The sequence below is a fragment of the Streptomyces sp. NBC_00647 genome, from assembly GCF_045207245.1.
Lineage (GTDB): Bacteria > Actinomycetota > Actinomycetes > Streptomycetales > Streptomycetaceae > Streptomyces.
Map to the genome: position 1 here is coordinate 529,960 of NZ_CP109040.1, position 18,499 is coordinate 548,458.

General features: G+C 73.4%; 1 protein-coding gene. It reads right to left on the reverse strand.

All coding sequences use genetic code 11. The features are described from left to right. Nucleotides 1-4 precede the first annotated feature (4 nt). The gene (locus tag OG788_RS02450) at nt 5-18,490 is read right to left on the reverse strand and encodes a type I polyketide synthase (RefSeq protein WP_406368822.1); all 18,486 of its coding nucleotides are present in this window, start codon (nt 18,488-18,490) and stop codon (nt 5-7) included. Nucleotides 18,491-18,499 lie beyond the last annotated feature (9 nt).

The window sequence follows — 18,499 nt, forward strand, 5'->3', positions numbered from 1 at the left end:
AGAACTAGGAAATTTCTAGATCTTGATCGATCAGATCGAAAATGTCGTCGACCGTCGCGTCCTGGAGCTGTCGCTGCGCATCGGCGGATTCCGCGCCTTGCTCTCCGGCGGAGTTCACCAGGGACAGCAGGTCCTGCAGCCGCCTCCGCACCCCCGACCGGACCGTCTGCTCGGCCGAGGCGGCCGTCGAGATCACCGACTCCAGCCGGTCGAGCTCGCTGAAGACCGACACCTCCTCCGGGCCCGTCTCGTCGGCGAGTTCGCTCCGCAGGTAGCGGGCGATCGCCTCGGGCGTCGGGTGGTCGAAGACCAGCGTCGCGGGCAGGGTCAGGCCGGTGTCGGCACTGAGCAGGTTGCGCAGTTCCACCGCGGTCAGGGAGTCGAAGCCGAGGTCCCGGAACGCCAGGTCCGGATCCACCGCCGCGGAGCCGCTGTGGCCGAGCACGGCCGCCGCGTGCGCGCACACCGTGTCCACGAGCAGGCGTTGCCGTTCGCCTCCGGACAGTGTGGACAGCTTCGCCTTGAGCGCGGACGGCTCCGCGGCTCGCTCGGTGGGCTTCTCTGCGAGGGCGTCCCTGACCTCGGGCAGGTCGCTCAGCAGCGCGCTCGGCCTGCCGATGGTGAACGGGACGACGAACCGCTCCCAGTCCACGTCGGCCACGGTGACCGTGCCGTCCCCGCCACTCAGCGCACCGTGCAGCGCGGAGATCGCCCGGTCCGGCCGCAGCACGCTCAGACCTCGTTGCCGCAGCCGCTCCTCGTCCCCGGCGTCGGCGACCATGCCGCCCTCGCCCCACGGGCCCCAGGCGATCGAGGTCGCCGCGAGGCCGCGTGCCCTCCGGTGCTGCGCCAGGCCGTCGAGGAAGGCGTTCGCGGCCGAGTACGCGGCCTGCCCGCCGCCTCCCCACACGCCGGAGATGGAGGAGAAGAGGACGAACGCGTCCAGCTCCTGATCGCCGAGCAGTTCGTGGAGGTGCACGGCCCCGAGGGCCTTCGCGGCGACCGTCGCCGCGAAGTCGCCGAGGCTCGTCTCGGCGAGCATGCCCGCCTCGGCGGTGCCGGCCGTGTGGACGACGGCGTTCACCGGGTGCTCGGCGAGCAGCGCGGCGAGCGCCTCACGGTCGGCCACGTCGCACGCGGCGACGGTCACGCGTACGCCCGCCTCCTCCAGCTCGGCCTTGAGGCCGGCGGCGCCGAGCGCCGCGGGGCCGCGGCGGCTGGTGAGCACCAGGTGTTCCGCACCCGCACCGGCGAGCCAGCGGGCGACGTGTCCGCCCAGCGCACCCGTACCACCGGTGATCAGGACGGTGCCGCGCGGCGACCACGAACGCTCGCTCAGGGCTGCGGGCAGACGCGACAGGCGCCGCACGAACAGCCCGCGGTCGCGGATCGCGACCTGGTCCTCGGCCGACTGGCCGAGCACCGTGGCGAGTCGGCCGGCGATCCGGTCGTCGACCGTGTCCGGGAGGTCGATCAGACCGCCCCAGCGCGGTGCGTGCTCCAGCGCCGCCACCCGGCCCAGACCCCAGACCTGGGACTGGTACGGGTCCGTCACCTCCTCGGCGGGGCTCACGCGCACCGCGTTCCGGGTCGCGCACCACAGCGGGGCGCCGATGCCCGTGTCGCCCAGGGCCTGGACGAGCAGGACGGACAGTGCGACGCCGGCGGTCAGCGCGGCGGCCGCCGGGGCGGCCTCGCCGTCGGCGGCGAGCAGCGACAGGACGCCCGCCACGGTCTCGTCACCGGCCGCTCGGGCGAGCAGCGCGGCCAGGTCCTCACGGCCGGTGGCCGGCTCGACCGGGACCGGCAGCGGGGCCAGGCCACGCTCGGTCAGCCCGCGGAGGCAGGCGGTGACCCAGTCGTCGCCGAGTTGCGCAGCGCTGACCGGAACCAGCCATAGACCGATCCGGGCAGGGACCTCCGGGGCGCGGTCGGGTATCCCCTTCCACGACTCGCCGTAGCGCCAGGTGTCCACGGTGGATTGCTCCTTGCGCTGCCGCCGCCACGACGACAGCCTCGGCAGTACGTCACCGAACGTGTCCCCTGCACCGATGCCGAGGGTCTCGGCGAGGGCCTGCAGGTCCCCGCGCTCCACGGTCTCCCAGAACTCCGCGTCCACCGGGTCCGGTTCGGCGGCGGCAGCGGTTTGCGGGGCGTCGACCCAGTACGGCTCGTGCTGGAAGGCGTAGGTCGGCAGGTCGGTCGTCCGCGCACCGGCGAAGAACACGTTCCAGTCCACGGACACGCCGTGCGTGTGCAGATGGGCCAGGGCCGTCACGAGGGCCTGCTGCTCGGGGCGGTCACCGCGCAGGACGGGCACGGTGACGGCCTCGTCCATGCAGCCCTGCACCATGCCGCTGAGGACACCGCCGGGACCGATCTCGACGAACGTGGTCACACCCAGGTCGCCGAGGGTCTCGACGGCGTCGGCGAAGCGCACCGCTTCGCGCACGTGCCGCACCCAGTACTCCGGGGTGTACGGCTCGGCCAGGCCGCCCGTGAGGTTGGAGACCACCGGGATCTGCGGCTGGTGGAACGTCAGACCCGCCACGACCCGGCCGAACTCGTCCAGCATCGGGTCCATCAGCGGCGAGTGGAACGCGTGACTGACCTTCAACCGAGAGGTTTTGCGGCCCTCGCCGACGAAGACCTCGGCGATTGCGGTGACCGCGTCCTCCGCACCGGAAATGACCACGGACCGCGGGCCGTTGATCGCCGCGATACCGACCTCGTCGGTCAGGTACGGCAGCACCTCGTCCTCGGTCGCCTGCACCGCCACCATCGCACCGCCGCCGGGCAGGGCCTGCATCAACGCAGCACGCGCGGACACCAACTTCACCGCGTCGTCCAGCGACAGCACCCCGGCCACATGAACAGCCGCGATCTCACCGACCGAGTGACCGGCCACGTAATCCGGCCGCACACCCCACGATTCGAGGAGCCGGAACAGCGCCACCTCGACCGCGAAGAGCGCGGGCTGGGTACACCCGGTCTGATCCAGGGTCTCGACGTCGACATCGACCGACACCTCCAGACGCGCACACACCTCGTCGTACGCATCGGCGAAGACCGGGAACACCGCGTACAACTCACGCCCCATACCGATCCGTTGCGAACCCTGACCCGAGAACAGAAAGCCGACCTTGCCTCCCGGCCGGCCCTGGACGACTCCGGGCGACGGCATTCCGGCGGCGAGGGATCCCAGTCCGCGGTAGAAGTCGTCACCGCTCTCGCCGATGACGGCCGCCCTGTGGCGCAGGGCACTCCGGGTGGTGGCCAGCGAGAAGCCGACATCGGCCAGTGACATGCCGTCCTCCACTAAGGCCAGCAGTCGTCGTGCCTGGTCGCGCAGGGCAGCACTGCTCTTGGCGGAGAGCACCCACGGCAGGAGGGCCGGGGCCGGAGTGACGGTGGCCTCTTCGGCCGGGGCCGGCGGGGCCTGTTCGATGATGGTGTGGGCGTTGGTGCCGCTGACGCCGAAGGACGACACGGCGGCACGGCGCGGGCGGTCCGACTCGGGCCATGCGACGGCCTCGGTCAGCAGCCGGACATCACCGGCCGACCAGTCCACATGCGGCGTGGGTTCGTCGACGTGCAGGGTCCGCGGGAGCACTCCGTGGCGCATGGCCATGACCATCTTGATCACACCGGCGACGCCCGCGGCAGCCTGCGCGTGACCGATGTTGGACTTCAGCGAGCCCAGCCACAGGGGCTGTCCTGCGGGCCGCTCCTGCCCGTACGTGGCGAGGAGCGCCTGCGCCTCGATCGGGTCACCCAGCCTCGTCCCCGTACCGTGCGCCTCCACCGCATCCACATCGGCCGGCGTGAGGCCCGCGGACGTCAGCGCCTGCCGGATCACCCGCTGCTGCGCCGGACCGTTCGGCGCGGTCAGACCGTTGGACGCACCGTCCTGGTTCACCGCGCTCCCCCGTACCACCGCAAGGACCTCGTGCCCCTTGCGTACGGCGTCGGACAGCCGCTCAACCAGGAGCATGCCGACGCCCTCGGCCCAGCCGGTGCCGTCCGCGCCGGCACCGAACGCCTTGCACCGCCCGTCAGGAGCCAGCCCGCGCTGCCGACTGAACTCCACGAAGGCCCGCGGGGTGGACATGACCATCACTCCGCCGGCCAGCGCCATGGAGCACTCGCCGTTACGGAGGGCCTGGATCGCCCAGTGCAGCGCCACCAGCGACGACGAGCACGCCGTGTCCACGGTGACGGCCGGGCCCTCCAGGCCGAAGGTGTAGGCGATACGGCCGGACATGATGCTCGCCGAGTTGCCCGTGCCGAAGAAGCCCTCGGAATCGTCTATCGCGTTGAAGGCCCGGGCGGCGTAGTCCTGGTAGCCGGAGCCGACGAAGACTCCGGTACCGCTGCCGCGCACCGACTCCGCGTCGATGCCGGCCCGCTCGAACGTCTCCCACGTAGTCTCCAGCAGCAGGCGCTGCTGCGGATCCATCGCCACGGCCTCCCGCGGGCTGATCCCGAAGAACCCCGGGTCGAACTCCCCCGCCTCGTACAGGAATCCACCGCGACGCGCGTACGTCTTCCCCCTCGCATCCGGGTCCGGGTCGTAGATGTCCTCCACGTCCCAACCCCGGTCCGCCGGGAAGTCGCCGACCGCGTCACCACCGGCGGCCACCAGGTGCCACAGGTCCTCCGGCGAACGCACCCCGCCCGGATACCGGCACGCCATACCGACGATCGCGATGGGGTCGTCGTCCTCGGCGGGCGCGGCGGCCGCTTCCGGAGCGGCCGCGATGGTGAGGCCGGTGAGCTCGGTGCGCAACTGCCGGGCGAGTGCCTGGGCGTTGGGGTGGTCGAAGACCAGCGTGGGGGGCAGTGCGAGGCCGGTCTCGGCTTTGAGCTTGTTGCGCAGTTCTACGGCGGTCAGGGAGTCGAAGCCCAAGTCCTTGAAGGCCCGGTCGGCCTCGACCTCCCCTGCGTTGTTGTGGCCGAGGACGGCCGCCGCGTGTGTGCGGACGAGGTCGACCAGCAGCGCGTGCTGCTCGGTCTCGGGCGTCCTGGCGAGGCGGTCGGCCAGGGGCGAGGCGGCGGCCGTGCCGGGCCCGCCGGCGGTGCTGTCCGCGGTGAGCATCCGCTCGGCCTCCGGGAGGTCCCCGAGCAGGGCGCTCGGGCGGCCCACGGTGAACGGAGGCAGGAACCGCTCCCAGTCGACGTCGGCCACTGTGGCGGTCGCCTCGCCGGAGTCCAGCGCCCGCCGGAGCCCGGCGACGGCGAGCGCGGCGGGCATCGGGATCAGGCCGCGACGGCGCAGTCGTTCGTCCGCGCCGTCGGCCTCGGCCATGCCGCCGCCGGCCCACGGGCCCCAGGCCACGGCGGTCACCGGCAGGCCTTGGGCCCGGCGGCGTTCGGCGAGTCCGCCGAGGAGGGCGTTGGCCGCCGCGTAGGCGGCCTGGTGGCCGCTGCCCCACACGCCGGCGATGGAGGAGAAGAGGACGAAGGCGTCGAGTTCCTGGCCGGCGAGGAGCGCGTCGAGGTGCAGGGCGCCGGCAGCCTTGGCGGACAGCACGTCGGCGAAGGCGCCCGGCGTCATGGCCTCCAGGGGCTCCATGTGGTCCACGCCCGCCGTGTGGACGACTGCGTTCACCGGGTGCTCGGCGAGCAGCGCGGCGAGCGCCTCACGGTCGGCGACGTCGCACGCGGCGACCGTGACACGGACACCCGTCGCCTCCAGCTCTGCGACGAGACCCGCCGCGCCGGGCGCCGCGGGGCCGCGGCGGCTGGTGAGCACCAGGTGCTCCGCACCCGCACCGGCGAGCCAGCGGGCGACGTGCCCGCCCAGCGCACCCGTACCACCGGTGATCAGCACCGTGCCGCGCGGCGACCACCCCTGGGCGGCCCGGGTGTTCCGGCGGGCGGCGGTGTGGGACAGCCTGCGACCGAACACGCCGCGGTCGCGGACCGCGACCTGGTCCTCGGCCGACTGGCCGAGCACCGCGGCCAGTCGGCCGACGATCCGGTCGTCGACCGTGTCCGGGAGGTCGATCAGACCGCCCCAGCGCGGCGCGTGCTCCAGCGCCGCCACCCGGCCCAGACCCCAGACGGCGCTCTGGGCGGCGCTCGGCACCGCGTCCGCCCGGCCGGTGGACATGGCGGACCTGGTCAGCGCCCACAGCGGGGCGTCGATGCCCGCGTCGCCCAGGGCCTGGACGAGCGCGAGGGTCAGCGCGGTGCCGACGGACAGAACCGGGTGTCCGGCGTGGTGCCTCTCGTCGGTGCCGAGCAGGGAGATCACACCGTCGAGCGGAGTCTCCCGGACGGCCTCGCCGAGCTGGCGCAGCAGTGCGCCGCGGTCGGCGGCCGGGTCGACCGCCACCCGGACCAGCCGGGCCCCGCGGGCGGCGAGCCCGTCGGCGACGGCGGCGGTCCACTCGACGCCCTCGGTGTCCTCGGTGTCCTCGGTGACCAGGAAGAGCCAGTTGCCCGGCAGTTCGTGCGCCCGGAGGCCGCTGAGCGGCTTCCAGCCCGTGCGGTAGGACCAGCCTTCCACGGCGGACTCCCGGCGCTGCTGCCCGCGCCACGCGGACAGCCGGGGCAGCACCGCGTCCAGCTGCTCGACGGGCAGGTCGAGGGTGGCGGCGAGGGACCGGGCGTCCTCGCGCTCCACGGTCTCCCAGAACCCGGCCTCCACGGCGTCGGTCCCCGCGACGGCCGTGGGCGCGGTGGTCTCCAGCCAGTACCGCTGATGCTGGAAGGCGTAGGTGGGCAGGTCGGCGTGCCGGGCGCCTCGGCCGGCGAAGAACGCCCGCCAGTCGACGGGGACGCCGTGCACGTGGAGCTGCGCGAGAGCGCCGGTGATCGCCTCGGGCTCGGGGCTGCCGGACCGGGCGGAGGCAACGGCGACCGCGCCGTCCAGGCAGCCCTGGGCCATGGCACTCAGCACCGCGCCTGGGCCGGTCTCCACGAACGTGGTCACACCCAGCTCGCCCAGGGTCCGGATGCCGTCGGCGAAGCGCACGGCCTCGCGGACGTGCCGGACCCAGTAGTCCGCCGTGTACGCGTCGATGAGCTCACCGGTGAGGTTCGAGACGACCGGTGTCCGAGGCGTCTCGAAGCGCAGACCGCCGACGACGCGGGCGAAGTCCTCCAGCACGGGGTCCATCAGCGGCGAGTGGAACGCGTGGCTCACGGTGAGCCGGGAAATCTTGCGGCCCTCCCGGGCGAAGAAGTCCGCGACGGCGGCTACGGCGTCCTCGGTTCCGGAGACCACGACGGACTGCGGGCCGTTGATCGCCGCGATGTCGGCGTCGTCGGTGAGGTGCGGCAGCACCTCGTCCTCGGTGGCCTGGACGGCGATCATCGCCCCGCCGGCGGGCAGGGCCTGCATCAGCGCGCCACGAGCCGTCACCAGTGCGGCCGCGTCCTCCAGCGACAGGGCACCGGCCACGTGTGCGGCCGCGATCTCGCCCACGGAGTGCCCGGCCAGGTAGTCCGGCCGCACGCCCCACGACTCCAGCAGGCGGTGGACGGCGACCTCGTGCGCGAACAGCGCGGGCTGCGTGAAGGCGGTGCGGTTCAGCTCCTCGCCGTCCTCGTGACCGTTCTCGCCGAAGGCCACGTCCCGCAGTGGCCGGTCGAGGTGCCGGTCGAGGTGTGCGCATACCTCGTCGTACGCCTCCGCGAACACCGGGAACGCCTCGTACAGTTGCCGCCCCATGCCGATGCGCTGCGAGCCCTGCCCGGAGAACAGGAACCCGACCTGGCCGGCGTCGGCGCGGCCGAGGACGGCGCCGGGAGCAGGCGCCCCCGAGGCCAGGGCCCGCAGGCCCTCGGCGATCCGGCCGTGGTCGGCACCGACCACGGCGGCGCGGTGTTCCAGGGCGGCCCGGGTGGTGGCCAGCGAGAAACCGACGTCGGTGAGCGACGCTTCGGCGCCGTCGTCGGTGAGGGACAGCAGGCGCTCGGCCTGGGCGCGCAGCGCGGCCTCGGACTTGCCGGACAGGACCCACGGCACGGTCGCCGAGGAGACCTCGACCGGCGCGACGGCGGCCGGTTCGGCCATCGGGGCCTGTTCGATGATCGTGTGGGCGTTGGTGCCGCTGACGCCGAAGGACGAGATCGCGGCGCGGCGCGGGCGGTTCGTCTCCGGCCAGCCGACGGCCTCCGTCAGCAGCCGCACCGCGCCCACCGACCAGTCCACGTGCGGCGTCGGCTCATCGGCGTGCAGCGTCCGTGGGAGGACGCCGTGGCGCATCGCCATCACCATCTTGATCACACCGGCCACGCCGGACGCCGCCTGGGCGTGACCGATGTTGGACTTCAGCGAGCCCAGCCACAGCGGCCGGTCCTCCGGGCGCTCCTGCCCGTAGGTGGCGAGGAGCGCCTGCGCCTCGATCGGGTCACCCAGAGCGGTGCCCGTGCCGTGCGCCTCCACCGCGTCGACGTCGGCCTCGGTGAGCCCGGCGGAGGCCAGGGCCTGCCGGATGACCCGCTGCTGCGCCGGGCCGTTCGGGGCGGTCAGACCGTTGGACGCGCCGTCCTGGTTGACCGCACTGCCCCGCACGACCGCGAGGATCTCGTGGCCGTTGCGCACGGCGTCGCTGAGGCGCTCCACGAGCACCACGCCCACGCCCTCCGCCCAGCCGGTGCCGTCGGCGCCGGCACCGAACGCCTTGCACCGTCCGTCAGGGGCCAGCCCGCGCTGACGGCTGAACTCCACGAACGCAGCCGGTACGGCCATGACGTTCACACCGCCGGCGACGGCCATCGTGCTCTCGCCGTTGCGCAGCGACTGCATGGCCAGGTGCAGGGCGACCAGCGACGACGAGCACGCCGTGTCGACGGTGACGGCCGGGCCCTCCAGTCCGAACGAGTAGGCCACGCGCCCGGAGACGACGCTCGCGGCGCTGCCGGTGAGCAGGTGGCCCTCGACGCCTTCCGGGACCTGCGGGAGGCCGGCACCGTAGCCCTGGTAGGACATGCCGACGAACACGCCGGTGCGGCTGCCCTTCAGGGAGGCCGGGTCGATGCCGGCCCGCTCGAACGCCTCCCACGAGGCCTCCAGCAGCAGGCGTTGCTGCGGGTCCATCGCGAGCGCCTCGCGCGGCGAGATCCCGAACAGTGCGGCGTCGAAGTCGCCCGCGTCGTAGAGGAAGCCGCCGTCGCGCGCGTACGTCTTGCCCGGGGTGCCCGGGTCGGGGTCGTAGAGGTCCTCGACGTCCCAGCCCCGGTCCTCGGGGAAGCCGGAGATCACGTCGCCGCCGGACGTCACGAGCTGCCACAGGTCCTCGGGCGAGCCGACGCCGCCGGGGAGGCGGCAGCTCATGGCCACGATCGCGATGGGTTCGTCGCTCACGGCGGCCGTGCGCTGCTCCTGCTGCGCGGCGCCCTGCGAACCGAGCAGTTCGGCGCGCAGGAAGCGGGCCAGGGCCGTGGCGTTGGGGTAGTCGAAGACCAGCGTGGTGGGCAGCTTCAGGCCGGTTTCGGCCGTGAGCTTGTTGCGCAGCTCGACGGCGGTGAGCGAGTCGAAGCCGAGGTCGTTGAAAGCGCGGCCGGGCTCCACCGCCGCGGTGCCGTCGTGGCCGAGCACGGCGGCCGCGTGCGTGCGGACGAGGTCCACCAGCGTGCGGTCCTGCTCGGCCGCCGGCAGCCCGGTCAGCCTCGCGGCGAGCGCGTTGCCGGCTTCGGCGCCGCCGGGGGCCGGCGCCTCCAGGGCGCGGCCCGCCTCGGGCACGTCGGAGAACAGGGCGCTGGGGCGGGGGACGGTGAACGGGCCGATGAACCGCTCCCAGTCGAACTCCGCGACGGTGAGGGCGGTCTCGCCGTCGGCCAGCGCCTGCTGGAGCGCGGAGATCGCGAGGGCGGGACGCATGGGGGGCAGGCCGCGGCGGCGCAGCATCTCCTCTCCGTCGCCGACACCGGCCATGCCGCCCTCGGCCCAGCCGCCCCAGGAGACGGCGAGCGCGGTGCGCCCGTGTGCCCGCCGATGCTCGGCGAGGGCGTCCAGGTAGGCGTTGGCCGCCGAGTAGGCGCCCTGGCCGGCGCCGCCCCAGATGCCGGCGCCCGAGGAGAACATGACGAACGCGTCGAGTTCCTGACCGGCCAGCAGTTCGTCCAGGTGGGTGGCACCTGCGGCCTTGGCCGCCAGCGTGTCGGCGAACCCGGCCGGGTCGGAGTCCTCGATCATGACGTGGTCGCCGACGCCGGCGGCGTGGACGACGGCGTTGACGGGGTGCTCGGCCAGCAGCGCCCGCAGGGCGTCACGGTCGGCCGCGTCACAGGCCACGACGGTCGCGGCCGCGCCGAGCTCCTCCAACTCCGCGACGAGCTCCGCGGCGCCGGGCGCCGCGGGGCCGCGGCGGCTGGTGAGCACCAGGTGCTCCGCACCCGCACCGGCGAGCCAGCGGGCGACGTACCCGCCCAGCGCACCCGTACCACCGGTGATCAGCACCGTGCCGCGCGGCGACCACCCCTGGGCGGGGCCGGTGGCGCGGGCGGCCCGGACGAGCCGGCGCCCGAACACGCCCGAGGCGCGGACCGCCACCTGGTCCTCGGCCGTCTGGCCGAGGACGGCGGCCACGCGGGCCGCGGTGCGGGCGTCCAGCAGCTCAGGAAGGTCGAGCAGTCCGCCCCAGCGCTGCGGGTATTCCAGCGCCGCCGCCCGGCCGAAGCCCCACACCTGCGACTGCAGCGGGCGGTCCACGCGGTCGGAGCGGCCGGTGGCCACCGCGCCGCGCGTGGCGCACCACAGCGGGACGTCGACGCCCGCGTCGCCGAGCGCCTGCACCAGGCGGAGGGTCGCGGCGAGGCCGTGCGACAGGCCGGGGTGGCCGGCCGAGGTGTTCTCGTCCTCGGCGAGCAGGCACAACACGCCGGTCACCGGGCCGACGCCGGTCAGCTCGCGGGCCAGCGTCCCGCGGTCGGTGCCGGGTCCGGCGACGAGCGTCACCAGTTCCAGGCCGCGCTCGCCGAGCGCGGAGCGGACCGAGGCGGTCCACTCGCTCTCGCCGGCCACGACGAGCAGCCAGGTCCCGGACGCGCCGGGCTGAGGGAGCGCGCCGAGCGGCTTCCAGGTGACGCGGTAGCGCCAGCCGTCGACCACGGACTGCTCGCGGCGCTGACGGCGCCACGCGGACAGCCGGGGCAGGAGCGCGCTCAGCGAGGCGTCCGCACTGACGCCCAGGGTCGCGGCGAGGGACTCCGCGTCCTCGCGCTCCACGCTGTCCCAGAAGCCGGAATCCGCCGCGTCGGTCGGGGTGCCGGCAGCAGCCAGGTCCCCCTCCCCCTCCAGCCAGAAGCGCTCGCGCTGAAAGGCGTAGGTGGGCAGGGTGACGCGGTGAGCGCCCGGGAAGAAGGCGGGCCAGTCCGGGGAGACGCCGTGCACGTGCAGTTCGGCGAGCGCGGTGACGAGGGCCTGCTGCTCAGGGCGGTCGGCTCGGAGTACGGGGATGGTGACGATGTCGTCCACACAGGCCTGCGCCATGCCGCTCAGGACACCGCCGGGACCGATCTCCACGAAGGTGGTCACGCCCAGCTCGCCGAGGGTCTGGATGCCGTCGGCGAAACGCACCGCTTCGCGCACGTGCCGGACCCAGTACTCGGGGGTGTACGGCTCGGCCAGCCGACCAGTGAGATTCGAGACCACAGGAATCCGCGGCTCGTTGAAGGCAAGACCGCGGACGACCTCGCCGAACTCCTCCAACATCGGATCCATCAGCGGCGAATGGAACGCGTGACTGACCTTCAACCGGGACGTCTTACGGCCCTGAGCAGCGAACACCTGGGCAATCGCCGAAACCGCGTCCTCAGCACCGGAAATGACCACGGACCGAGGCCCGTTGATCGCCGCGATACCGACCTCGTCGGTCAGGTACGGCAGCACCTCGTCCTCGGTCGCCTGCACCGCGACCATCGCACCACCCGCGGGCAGCGCCTGCATCAACGCGGCCCGCGCGGACACCAACTTCACGGCGTCGTCCAGCGACAGCACCCCGGCCACATGTGCAGCCGCGATCTCACCGACCGAGTGACCGGCCACGTAATCCGGCCGCACACCCCACGATTCGAGGAGGCGGAACAGCGCCACCTCGACCGCGAAGAGCGCGGGCTGGGTACACCCGGTCTGATCCAGGGTCTCGACGTCGACATCGACCGACACCTCCAGACGCGCACACACCTCGTCGTACGCATCGGCGAAGACCGGGAACGCCGCGTACAACTCACGCCCCATACCGATCCGTTGCGAACCCTGACCCGAGAACAGAAAGCCGACCTTGCCCTCGGAGCGTGCGCGTCCCAGCGTCACGTTCGCCGCCGGTTCGCCGGCGGCAAGGGCGGTGAGGGCTTGCCGGAGCTTGTCCGAGCCCTGCGCCAGGAGCACCGCGCGGTCCTCGAACGTCTCGCGGGAGGCCAGTGAGAGGCCGATGTCGGAAGCCGTCCAGCCGTCGTTCGCGTCGAGGTGGCCGGCCAGCCTGGCCGCCTGAGCGCGCAGCGCCGGCTCGCCCTTGCCCGACAGCACCCACGGCACGAGCGCGCCGGAGTCGGGCGTAGGGGGCAGCTCCGCCGTGGCGGGGGCCTGCTCGATGATGGTGTGGGCGTTGGTGCCGCTGACGCCGAAGGACGAGACGGCAGCACGGCGCGGACGGTCCGACTCGGGCCATGCGACGGCCTCGGTCAGCAGCCGCACGTCACCGGCCGACCAGTCCACATGCGGCGTGGGTTCGTCGACGTGCAAGGTCTGCGGGAGCACTCCGTGGCGCATGGCCATGACCATCTTGATCACACCGGCGACACCCGCAGCAGCCTGCGCGTGACCGATGTTGGACTTCAGCGAGCCCAGCCACAGCGGCTGTCCTGCGGGCCGCTCCTGCCCGTACGTGGCGAGCAGCGCCTGCGCCTCGATCGGGTCACCCAGCCTCGTCCCCGTACCGTGCGCCTCCACCGCATCCACGTCGCGCGGAGCGAGCCCGGCCGAGGCCAGCGACTGGTGGATCACCCGCTGCTGTGCGGGGCCGTTCGGCGCGGTCAGACCGTTGGACGCGCCGTCCTGGTTCACGGCGCTTCCGCGGACGACGGCCAGCACCTGGTGCCCGTTGCGCACGGCGTCGGACAGCCGCTCCACCAGGAGCATGCCGACGCCCTCGGCCCAGCCGGTGCCGTCCGCGTCCGCGCCGAACGCCCTGCAGCGGCCGTCGGGCGACAGGCCGCGCTGGCGGCTGAACTCCACGAAGACGCTCGGGCCGGCCATGACGGTGACGCCGCCCGCCAGCGCCATCGTGCACTCGCCGTTGCGCAGCGACTGCATGGCCAGATGCAGGGCGACCAGGGACGACGAGCAGGCCGTGTCGATCGTGACGGCGGGCCCTTCGAGTCCGAAGGTGTAGGCCACCCGGCCGGAGACGACGCTGGACGCGCCGCCGACGAGCCGGTGTCCTTCCACGCCTTCCGGCGTGCGGCGCACATCGGCTCCGTAGCCCTGGTAGGCCATGCCGACGAAGACGCCGGTCCGGCTGCCGCGCAGCTGCGCGGGGGCGATCCCGGCCCGCTCGAAGGCCTCCCACGAGGTCTCCAGCATGAGGCGCTGCTGCGGGTCCATGGCCAGCGCCTCACGCGGAGAGATCCCGAAGAAGCCGGCGTCGAAGTCGGTGGCGCCACAAAGGAATCCGCCGTCGCGCGCGTACGTCTTGCCGGGGCGATCGGGGTCGGGGTCGTAGAGGGCCTCGACGTCCCAGCCGCGGTTCGACGGAAACTCGGAGATGGCGTCGCCGCCGGACGTGACCAGGTCCCACAGCGCCTCGGGCGAGTCGACGCCGCCGGGCAGGTGGCAGCTCATCGCCACGATGGCGATGGGCTCGTCGTCGGCGGCCGCGTGCTGCTCCTGCGCCACGACGGCCTGCGATCCGAGCAGCTCGCTCTGCAGGAAGCGGGCGAGCGCCGTGGCGTTGGGGTAGTCGAAGACCAGCGTGGGCGGCAGCGCGAGGCCGGTCGCCGCGTTGACCTTGTTCCGGAGTTCGACGGCGGTCAGGGAGTCGAAGCCGAGGTCCTTGAAGGCCCGGTCGGGCTCGACCTCCGCCGCCGAGGAGTGGCCCAGGACGGCCGCGACGTGCGCGCGGACCAGGTCGATCAGGGTCTGCCTGCGCTCGGCCTCCGGCAGTTTGGCGAGCCGGGCCGCCAAGGGCGCGGCGCCGGTGCCGGCGTCGGCCGGCGCCGCGGTGACGGCCGGTGTGACGGCGCCGGCGCGGCGCACTTCGGGCAGCTCGGACAGCAGGGCGCTCGGGCGGCCGAAGGTGAACGGTCCGATGAACCGTTCCCAGTCGATGTCGGCCACGACGACCGCGGTGTCGTCGCAGTCCAGGGCTCGCTGGACCGCGGTCACGGCGAGTGCGGCGGGCAGGGTGACGACACCGCGGCGGCGCAGGTGCGCTTCGTCGGCGTCGGTGACCATGCCGCCGTCGGCCCAGGGACCCCAGGCGATCGCGGTGGCGGTCAGACCCCGGGCCCTGCGCCGGGCGGCTAGCCCGTCGAGGAAGGCGTTGCCGGCCGCGTAGGCGGTCTGCAGGCCGCTGCCCCACACGCCGGCGATCGAGGAGAAGAGGACGAATGCGTCCAGCTCGCCGTCGCCTAGCAGTTCGTCCAGGTGTGCGGCACCGTGGGCCTTGGCCGCCACCGTGCGGGTGAAGTCGGCCGGCGTCAGCTCGTCGAAGGGGGCGAACTGTTCCACGCCCGCGGCGTGGAAGACGGAGGTGAAGGTGTGCTCGGCGAGCAGCGCCGCCAGCGCGTCGCGGTCGGCGACGTCGCACACGGCGAGGGTGACGCGCGCTCCCAGCTCCTCCAGTTCGGCCTTGAGCGCGGTCGCGCCGGGCGCGTCGGCGCCGCGGCGGCTGGTGAGCACCAGGCGTTCGGCTCCGGCACCGGCGAGCCAGCGGGCGACGTGCCCGCCCAGCGCACCCGTACCACCGGTGATCAGCACCGTGCCGCGCGGCGACCACGGACGGCCGACGCCGCTTCGGGCATGGGCGAGCCGGGCGGTGAACACGCCGGTGGCGCGGACGGCGACCTGGTCCTCCTGGACATCCGCAGCGTCGGCTCCCTGGCTCAGTACGGCGGCGATACGGCCGGCGGCGCGCTCGTCGACGGCCGCGGGCAGGTCGATCAGGCCGCCCCAGCGCCGGGCGTGCTCCAGGGCCAGGGCGCGGCCGAGGCCCCACACCTGGTTCTGCACCGCGCTGAGCGGTGCGTCGTCGGAGCGGCCGGTGGCGGCTGCGCCGCGGGTGGCGCACCACAGCGGGACGTCGACGCCCGCGTCACCCAGCGCCTGGGCCAGAGCCACGGTCTGCGCGAGACCCTGGGAAAGCGCGGGGTGTTCGGGCGAGGCGGTCTCGTCGGTCGCGAGCAGCGACAGGACGCCGTCGAGCGATCCGGCTTCGGCTGCGGCCCGGGTCAGCTCCCCGGTCAGGGACGCGCGGTCGGCGTCGGCGCCAACCGTCAGCGGGATCAGGTGCGCGCCGCGTCCGGCGAGTGCCGTGCGGACCGTCCCGGCCCACTCGTCGCCCTCGGACGCGGCGAACAGCCATGTGCTGCCCGAGAGGTCGCCGTCGGACAGGCCGTTCAGCGGCTGCCAGGCCAGCTGGTAGCGCCAACCGTCCACGACGGACTGCTCGCGCCGCCGGCGCCGCCAAGCGGACAACTTCGGGACCACGACGTCCAGTTCCTCGGGGTTCAGCCCCAGCGTGGCGGCGAGGGACTGAGCGTCCTCGCGCTCGACGCTCGCCCAGAACTCGGCGTCGACCGCGTCGACGGAGGCCGTCTCGGCCTCGGGGGCCTCCAGCCAGTAGCGCTGCTGCTGGAAGGCGTAGGTGGGCAGGTCGACGCGGCGGGCGCCCGGGAAGAGGGCCTGCCAGTCGGGCGAGCTGCCATAGGTGTGCAGCTGCCCGACGGCGGTGACGAGGGCGTACGGCTCGGGGCGGTCGGCGCGCAGGGCGGGAACGGTGACGATGTCCGCGTCGTCGAAGCAGCCCTGGACGAGGGCGCTCAGGACACCGCCGGGACCGATCTCCACGAACGTGGTCACGCCCAGCTCGTGCAGCGTCCGGACACCGTCGGCGAAACGGACTGCCTCACGGACGTGCCGCACCCAGTACTCGGGCGTGTACGGCTCGGCCAGGCGGCCCGTGAGGTTCGAAACGACCGGAATCCGCGGCTCGTTGAAGGCCAGACCTCCAACGACCTGCGCGAACTCCTCCAACATCGGATCCATCAACGGCGAATGGAACGCATGGCTCACCTTCAACCGGGACGTCTTACGACCCTGCTCCCGGAAGACCTCACCCATGGCCACAACCGCGTCCTCAGCGCCCGAAACCACAACCGACTGAGGGCCGTTGATCGCCGCGATGCCGACCTCGTCGGTCAGGTACGGCAGCACCTCGTCCTCGGCCGCCTGCACCGCCACCATCGCCCCACCAGCGGGCAACGCCTGCATCAACGCCGCACGCGCCGACACCAGCCCCGCCGCATCCCCGAGCGACAACACCCCGGCCACATGAGCAGCCGCAATCTCACCCACCGAATGACCCGCCACATAATCCGGCCGGACACCCCACGACTCCAACAGCCGAAACAGCGCCACCTCAACAGCGAACAACGCCGGCTGGGTGCATCCCGTCTGGTTGAGCTGCTCCGCGTCCGCGTCGAGGGTGACGTCGAGGTGGGCGCGGATCTCGTCGTAGGCCGCGGCGAACACCGGGAAGGCGTCGTAGAGTTCGCGCCCCATCCCCAACCGCTGTGAACCCTGCCCGGAGAACAGGAACCCGGTCTTGTCGCCGTGGCGGGCCGCGTTGCGGACGACGGCAGCGGACGGGGTGCCGGAGGCCAGTGCCCTTACGCCTTCGGTGAGTTCCTCCAGGCTCTCGCCGACGACGGCCGCCCGGCGGTCCCAGGCGGTGCGCGTCGTGGCGAGGGAGAAGCCGATGTCGGCGGGCGAGCGGCCGGGGCCGGTCCCGCCGCTCCGGCTGTCCTCCAGGAAGGAGAGCAGGCGCTCCGCCTGGGCGCGCAGCGCCGCGTCGCTCTTCGCCGAGAGCACCCACGGCAGCGCGCCGGCGGCCGGGGCCCCGACCGGCTCGGCGGCGGGCTCCCGGTCGAGGGCCGGGGCCTGCTCGATGATCGTGTGCGCGTTGGTGCCGCTGACGCCGAAGGACGAGACGGCGGCCCGGCGGGGGTGGTCCGACTCGGGCCATGCGACGCCCTCGGTCAGCAGCTTGACGCCGCCCGCCGACCAGTCGACCTGAGCGGTCGGCTCGTCCACGTTCAGCGTCTGCGGCAGGACGCCGTTGCGGATGGCCATCACCATCTTGATCACACCGGCGACACCCGCGGCGGCCTGCGTGTGACCGATGTTGGACTTGATGGATCCCAGCCACAGGGGCCGGTCGTCCGAGTGCTCCCGGCCGTACGTGGCGAGCAGTGCCTCCGCCTCGATCGGGTCGCCGAGGGTGGTGGCCGTGCCGTGCGCCTCGACCGCGTCGACCTGGGAGGCGGTCAGGCGTGCGTTCTCCAGCGCCTGCCGGATCACGCGCTCTTGCGACGGGCCGTTCGGGGCCGTGAGGCCGTTGGAGGCGCCGTCCTGGTTGACGGCGCTGCCGCGGATGACGGCGAGCACGTCGTGGCCGAGCCGGCGGGCGTCGGACAACCGCTCCAGCAGGAGCACGCCGACGCCTTCGGACATGCCCGTGCCGTCGGCGGTCGAGGAGAACGCGCGGCAGCGGCCGTCGGGCGACAGGCCGCGCTGCGCACTGAACGCGATGAAGGTGTTCGGCGTGGCCATCACGGTCACGCCGCCCGCCAGGGCGAGCGAGCACTCGCCGCGGCGCAGCGCCTGGGCGGCCAGGTGGAGCGCTACCAGCGAGGACGAGCAGGCCGTGTCGACGGTGACCGCCGGGCCTTCGAGGCCGAGGGCGTAGGAGATGCGGCCGGACACCACGGCGGCGGTGTTCGCGGTGACGAGGTGGGCCTCGCTGTCGCTGTCGCCCTGCCGCTGAAGGTAGGCGTGGTCCTGGCCGTTGGTGCCGACGAACACGCCGGCCCGGGTGCCGCGTGCGGTGTCGGGGTCGATGCCCGCGCGTTCGAGGGCCTCCCAGGAGGTCTGCAGGAGCAGCCGCTGCTGCGGGTCCATGACCAGGGCCTCGCGGGGGGAGATCCCGAAGAACGCGGGGTCGAACTCGCCGGCGTCGTAGAGGAAGCCGCCTTCGCGCACGTACGTGCGGCCCGTCCGCCCGGGCTCGGGGTCGTAGATCGTGTCCAGGTCCCAGCCGCGGTCGGTGGGGAACTCGGACACGCCGTCGCCGCCCGAGGCGACCAGTTGCCACAGGTCCTCGGGCGAGCCGACCCCGCCCGGGTAGCGGCAGGCCATCCCGACGATGGCGATGGGCTCGGTGTCCTTCGCCTCCAACTCACCCAGCTGCCTGCGGGTCTGACTCAGGTCCACCATCACGCGCTTGAGGTAATCCCTGAGCTTGTCGTCGTTCGACATGTTTTACGT

Excerpts from the sequence above, each read along its gene's own strand:
- OG788_RS02450 (WP_406368822.1), bottom strand. The coding sequence starts at position 18,490 with ATGTCGAACGACGACAAGCTCAGGGATTACCTCAAGCGCGTGATGGTG.